Source organism: Parafilimonas terrae (genome assembly GCF_900115755.1).
In the GTDB taxonomy this organism is placed as follows: Bacteria; Bacteroidota; Bacteroidia; order Chitinophagales; family Chitinophagaceae; genus Parafilimonas; species Parafilimonas terrae.
On the sequence record NZ_FOXQ01000028.1, the window covers coordinates 1 to 4,131 of the forward strand.

General features: G+C 35.1%; 5 protein-coding genes. All 5 read right to left on the bottom strand.

Features of this window, described 5'->3' with window-relative positions; genetic code table 11:
- Window positions 1–1,023, bottom strand: a 1,023-nt coding sequence (locus tag BM015_RS21080; RefSeq protein ID WP_218148602.1) for a hypothetical protein, incomplete at its 3' end; no start/stop codon positions are given.
- Window positions 1,024–1,330: 307 nt separating this feature from the next.
- A complete protein-coding gene (locus BM015_RS21085; RefSeq protein WP_090663320.1) occupies window positions 1,331–1,816 on the bottom strand; it encodes a hypothetical protein in 486 nt (161 codons plus the stop codon).
- A 242-nt stretch (window positions 1,817–2,058) separates the two neighbouring features.
- Window positions 2,059–2,622 (bottom strand): hypothetical protein, encoded by a 564-nt coding sequence (locus tag BM015_RS21090; RefSeq protein ID WP_090663322.1) that lies wholly within the window; start codon window positions 2,620–2,622, stop codon window positions 2,059–2,061.
- A gap of 454 nt (window positions 2,623–3,076) precedes the next feature.
- Window positions 3,077–3,343 (bottom strand): hypothetical protein, encoded by a 267-nt coding sequence (locus BM015_RS21100; RefSeq protein WP_090663326.1) that lies wholly within the window; start codon window positions 3,341–3,343, stop codon window positions 3,077–3,079.
- 10 nt (window positions 3,344–3,353) lie between these two features.
- Window positions 3,354–3,770 carry a hypothetical protein gene (locus BM015_RS21105; RefSeq protein ID WP_143075936.1) on the bottom strand — a complete coding sequence of 139 codons (417 nt, stop codon included), beginning with the start codon at window positions 3,768–3,770 and terminating at the stop codon, window positions 3,354–3,356.
- Window positions 3,771–4,131 lie beyond the last annotated feature (361 nt).

Here is a 4,131-nt window from a genome sequence, read left to right on the forward strand (position 1 = left end):
AACCGCCTGAATACATACAAACTGAAAATCTTCGCCAGCAAATCCGTTGGTCAATTTGCCTCGGCCTGAGGTGGTCAATTTAAACGGCGTACCCAATATGCTTTTATATTCGTATTTAATTTTGCTTTTTAGAGTTTGTCCGATTGAAGCTAAACAAATATCAACGCTAATACCTTCCAAGCTTCTATGCCAATGTGTCCCGTGATGTGCTGCTATTAGAATGTCGTAAACAACATTTTTGTTACTTACTAAGTCAGCAACTAAAGATTTTATTTCACTGCTTTCAAGGTCGCCCAAAAAAAGAATATTGTCGTCTTGCCTGAATGCTATGCTTAGTCTATTTGCGGCTTTACGTAATGATTTGTTTGCTTTCTGAACAGCTTCCGATAGTTCACCGTCAAATTCTGTTAATTCGTTAATATCGTTTATGTTTTTAATTTCTATTTCATTTATATCTTCTACCTCAGAGTATCTGTGATTAACTGTTTCATAAATTTCTCTTAGTTGTTCGTCACTTTCTTTGGCTTCATTAAAGTCTCTAATTGCGTTTCTGATGTCCGTTAATGCTTCTTCTTCCGTGAGCTCTTTTGGTGGCCACAAAATTTCATATTTACGCTTACCACAAACAACAATGTCACCCTTTGAAACCGCTTTAAATTTTAGTGGCCGTCTATTTAATCTTCTGACGTAATCTAAAATTGTATTTTGTATAGGGTGATTATTTGAAACTCTAATATTGATTGTCAAAAGACTTATAAAAAACTGTTTTGCCTCAGTAAAAGTTGGCATTGCAGGATGATAAAAGTTTTCCAAATCCCAATGAAAATGATGAGGATGGCGACAATTTAAAATACCGTTGTAATGGTCAGCGTGGAAATAAGATAGCATGAAACTATCGTGAAAGTAACAATAGCAATGAATATTTTCGTCACCACCAAAATCAACAGTTAAGTCGTTATGTCTTTGGTTATTAATAATGAGATTTAGTCCGTCACCAACGTTTTTTAAAAGTAATTTTCTCATTTATTATGTTGCTTCTTTTGTTAATGGGTTGTGGTCGTCTAAGGTTGCTGCCAACGGTTCAGCATTTGTGAAGGCATGGCAATAGCGATTGGTCAGCCTGGTACAAATGCTTAATTGAAAAAAAGGTGTTGAAGATAATTACAAATGTTGAATAGCGAATTGTCGGCTTGAACAAAGATGATAAGACTTACTGCTGCACAAGTGTGGCTTGTCAGCCATGCTTTTACAAATGCAACTGTTGTGCGTTCGTTTTTTTAATTGAAGTTTATTTAGAATGAAGAGAATAGTCTTATGTCAATCAGGTCAACTAATTGCAAAAAGGTTTTAATAAAGTAACATTTAACCCTAAACTAAAAATCGATATTATGTCGATAGTTTTATTTTCTAATTCATAAGCCTCGTGAACTGTTATCTCCTTTATTTGGTTCTCACTTAAGGCATAAGAATATACAACAAACGAAATTTGAACTGGCGCAATTGTTAAGGTATCATGGTTCATCCAAGGCGTAGTTAGCACAAACTTTTTCTCGCATTTTTTAATGTCACTAATAACTAAGCTTGGATAACCTTCATTTGATGGAAGATAATATGCTGTTCCTAAACTGTCAGTGAAAAAATCTTCGTATTGCAGATTTTGTTTTTCGTTTTTAGGAGCGACGAAAGCAACGTAATTTTTGTTGGTATAATAAATAAATCCAGTTTTTGTCACAGTATATTGTTCGCTTTCTAATGGAAGTTGTGAATAGCAACAGTATGTTTTAAATAAAACAGCAGTCAGTAAAAAATATTTCATAAAGCAGAGTTTAAAGTCAATTGAAAATGACGTACAACGGCTACGGCTTGGCGATGTGGCGGTATTTGAAAATCGTCAGCCCGTAACCGCAGCTAAATTTATAACTAAAAGTTCATTGTTTATTCTATTGCCCGGCGTTATTCGTCGGCTGGAACTGAAGCCGATTAGCGAACAAAAGTTGAGAATTTATTCGTCGCCCCGCCATATTGCCAAACCGCCTGTTGTGCGTTTGTTTTTCTTTCTTACAGTTTTTTTAAATAATCATCAATGTCTTGTCTAAGTATTTTTTTGGCTACTTCTTTATTCACATCATATTTTGTCCCACTGTTGTCAAACTGAAACCAATAGCAAGTTTGTTTAAGAAGAAAAATATTGTCTGGAAGAGGGTCAACTCTCATGAAGTCTACTCCATTTACAACGTCATTTTCTGCTTGAACATAATACACTTTTTTCTTGTCTGTCAAGAAATCTCTGTCTTTACGATTTAAAGGAATACCATGTGTCGCTTCGTAAAGAAAGCCATATTCTTTGTCGCCCTTTTTAAAGTATACTGTCACAACCAAACGAGTTGTGTCATTTAGTTTTAATAGTTTTCCAACTCCAATTGTATGATAAGCAATACCGCTTTTTAAAAGTTCGTCTATTATAGTAGGAATTGCGTCGGATTGTCGTAGCCAATTAATAGAATGTCCTTTGATGTCCTGAAAACGGTCGTAGTAATTTTTGTTGGTTATGCTGTCAGATGAAGTCTGAGCAAAAGTAAAGTGACCAACAAATAAGGCAATTGCAAAAAGTCTAAGTTTCATTTATGGGTTTAAATTTTGAAGTGTCACAAAATAACGCACAACGGTTACGGCTTGCTGATGTGCTGATATTTTATAACTGTCAGCCGACAACTACCGCCGAATAAAGATTAAAAAGATGAATATACAACAAAAGCAAAATAGCGTTACGTCAAGCTGGATATTAGCTGATAGCGATATGCAGATGATTGAACTTCCGTCAGCCAGCATATTCAGCAAACCGAATGTTACATGCAGGCGGAGTGTCCTTGATGCTGTTTTTGTTTTTGTAGCGAAGGGTCTTTGGAAGCGTTGCAAGTCCGCAAGGTGGTACAAAGGTTGGCTTTCTGTGTCTTGGTTCTGTGCGCCTTTGATACCTGCTTGTCGGCGTGTGGGGTGGCGGCTTTTTCAGCCCTACCCCTGTCAGCAACAGCGTTAAAGTTTTGACACAGCGCAAAACTTTAACGCTGATTAAAAATTAGTTCTTTGAAATATTGCTTGGTGCGATAACTGCTTCTAAATCTTCTTTGGGGAATAAGGCTTTAATTAAATATTCTATCCCTAATTTGGTTAAGTGGCTCATGCATGTTCTGGTTGTAATGTCTTCGTCAGAAACATCTATGATTACCATTCTTCCATTTAAACCTTCATAAATTCTAACTTTTACATCTTCAAAAACATCATCTCTTATGAAAGTAATACCGCTTACAGATTCTATAATTTCAATAAATAGATATGTGTCCAAAAGATAGTTTTTAATAGGTTAAGGCTGATTCTTCTAAAGCATATTCATTAGCTTGTTCAAATTCTTCAGGAACTCCCAAATTGGATTTAAATTTAGCGCTAACACCTTTCTGATTAACTAATGAATGAAGCGCATTTGGGTTGTCAGATTTAAAACCTAATTTATGCAATTCTAAAGCAAGTTTTTTTAACCCATTTTTCTTTTCATGCAATAAGTAGTGGTCGAAGAAAATTCTATTGAGTGCCCGCGCTTTCTTTTTAATATCTTCTTCTGAATTAGCACTAAAATGAATATCAAAACCAATCAGAAAAGCAGAGTATCTGCCATCGCTCTCTTTACGTGCTCTAACTGAACCTTTACATGAAACTTCTAAATGACGAGGAGTATCTTTAAATGTCACCATAGGTGCATTAATGTTTTTTTTCATGTTTATGTTTATTTTTTGGTTCTTAAAGTTAATAACTTTTAATTAAACGCTTAAATATAGTAGGTTGAATACAAATAAATGAAAATATTAAGCAAAAATTTTAGCGGATTTGCAAGTTAGCTTTTGTGTCAAGGTTTTGTCGCGCTTGCAAATGGGCTAAAATGTGCGGATGGAAGAAGCCAAGCAATAAAAACAAAAAAATTGAAAAACAAAAGTCGAATAAAACTACAAGTGTCGAACAGCGTACTGTCAGACCGCTTGCATGTAACGTTTCAGTATTTGTGTTCGGCGGGATTCATCATTCGTCGCGCCGATACAACAGCTAAATTAAAAAACAAAAAGCCGATGAATAAAATAAATG

Bases quoted from the DNA above. Each gene is read 5' to 3' on its own strand.
- BM015_RS21085 (WP_090663320.1), bottom strand. From the start codon at position 1,816: ATGAAATATTTTTTACTGACTGCTGTTTTATTTAAAACATACTGTTGC.
- BM015_RS21090 (WP_090663322.1), bottom strand. From the start codon at position 2,622: ATGAAACTTAGACTTTTTGCAATTGCCTTATTTGTTGGTCACTTTACT.
- BM015_RS21105 (WP_143075936.1), bottom strand. From the start codon at position 3,770: ATGAAAAAAAACATTAATGCACCTATGGTGACATTTAAAGATACTCCT.